This window comes from Streptomyces huiliensis (assembly GCF_020037025.1).
GTDB lineage: Bacteria > Actinomycetota > Actinomycetes > Streptomycetales > Streptomycetaceae > Streptomyces > Streptomyces huiliensis.
This window is the reverse complement of record NZ_JAIQLH010000510.1, coordinates 1-1,576: the sequence shown is the minus strand read 5'-3', so window position 1 is coordinate 1,576 and position 1,576 is coordinate 1. Positions and strand designations below refer to the sequence as shown.

Genomic DNA, 1,576 nt, shown 5'->3' with positions numbered 1-1,576 from the left:
CCGTCGTCGCGCTCGTCGTCGGCATGGCCCTGGTCCGCGAGCGGCGGCCCGCCGAGCCGGTGGCCGCCGGGCGCTCGATGCTCGAATCGATGGGCGCGGCGCTGCTGCTGCCGCAGCTGCTCGCCACCCTCGGCGCGATCTTCTCCGTCGCGGGGGTCGGCGAGCAGGTCCGCCGGATCACCACGGCGGTGCTCCCCGAGGGGTCCGTCCTGCTGGCGGTCGTCGTCTACTGCGCGGGGATGTTCCTGTTCACCGTCGTCATGGGCAACGGCTTCGCCGCGTTCCCGGTGATGACCGCCGCCGTCGGCTGGCCCGTCCTCGTCGAGCAGGCGCACGGGAACGCCCCGGCCGTGCTCGCCGTCGGGATGCTGGCCGGCTTCTGCGGCACCCTGGTGACGCCGATGGCCGCCAACTACAACCTCGTCCCGGCGGCCCTGCTCGAACTCACGGACCAGTACGGTCCCATCAAGGCCCAACTGCCCACGGCATTCATCCTGCTCGGGTGCAATATGGCCATCATGTACCTTTTCGCGGTGTGAGGGGTGGGGTCGCGCGGGCGCGCGCGGCCCCTTCCTCCGTGCCGTTCCCCCGTGCCGTTTCGTCCGATGTCAGGGCGACCGCCTACGCTGTGCGACGTGACTTCTCCAGCCCCGGCGGCCGTTCCGCCCCAGCTCAACGGGCCCGCGCCCACCCGAGCGCCCGGCCCTGCCCGAGCCGGGGGCCCCGTCGCCCCGGGCCCGGCGGCCGACGAGGGCCTGGCCCGCCGCCTGCGCGCGCTCGCCTGCACCGCGCCGCTGCACGACCTCGACGTCCGCAAGGCCAACCTCGCGGGCGAGTTCGGCGTCTACGCGATGGCCGAGGTGGCCCTGGCCGCCATCGACCTCGTCACCCTCACCATGGACTTCGACACCGGCGCCGACCACGAGCAGATAGTGGCCCGGCTGCTGCCGCGTGTCGCCGCCCAGGCGCCCGAGCGTCCCTCGGCCGAGCACGAGCGCGTCGCCCGGTGGGTCCTGGAGAACCTCGTCAACGTCGGCAGCGTCGACCGCGGCTTCCGGGCCGTCTACGGGACGTTCGGCACCGACGGCGCCTATGTGCGCCGCGACTACGACTTCAAGCTGATCGAGGAGGTCCCGGGCCCCGGCGGCACGGTCTTCCTGCGCACCACCGACGAGGCCGTCAACGTCCTCGTCGGGGCCCTCGACACGGACGTCACCAGCGCCCAGATCGCCGCCGAGGTCAAGTTGGAGGTCCTCGTCAGCCGCGGCCGGCTCGCCGACGCCCAGCTCGCCGCCGAGCAGGCCCGCTACCGCACCGTCCAGTACGCCGAGACGCTCCGCAAGACCCTCGACGCCACCCGGCGCAACGTCCGCGCGGTGGACTGGCTGCGGACCGTCCCCGACATGATCGACGAGGCGCTGGAGCACGTCGCCGAGCGCTACCGGCACGAGAACGCGATCCTCACCAACATCCGCAAGGTCCGCGACGAGGCCTCCACCGGCGTCGACCCCGAGCACAAGCGCCGCGCCGCCGAGCTCGTCGACATCGTCAAGGACTGCATCCGCCGCCACACCCA

Annotated in this window: 1 protein-coding gene and 1 pseudogene; both read left to right on the top strand. The window is 73.1% G+C overall.

The features are described from left to right. Positions 1–539: 5-oxoproline transporter, DUF979 family subunit (locus tag JNW98_RS35545; protein WP_223772383.1), on the top strand; the 539-nt coding region annotated here is incomplete at its 5' end. A gap of 96 nt (positions 540–635) precedes the next feature. Further along, positions 636–1,576 (top strand): annotated as a pseudogene (locus JNW98_RS35540) (hypothetical protein); the annotation flags it as partial.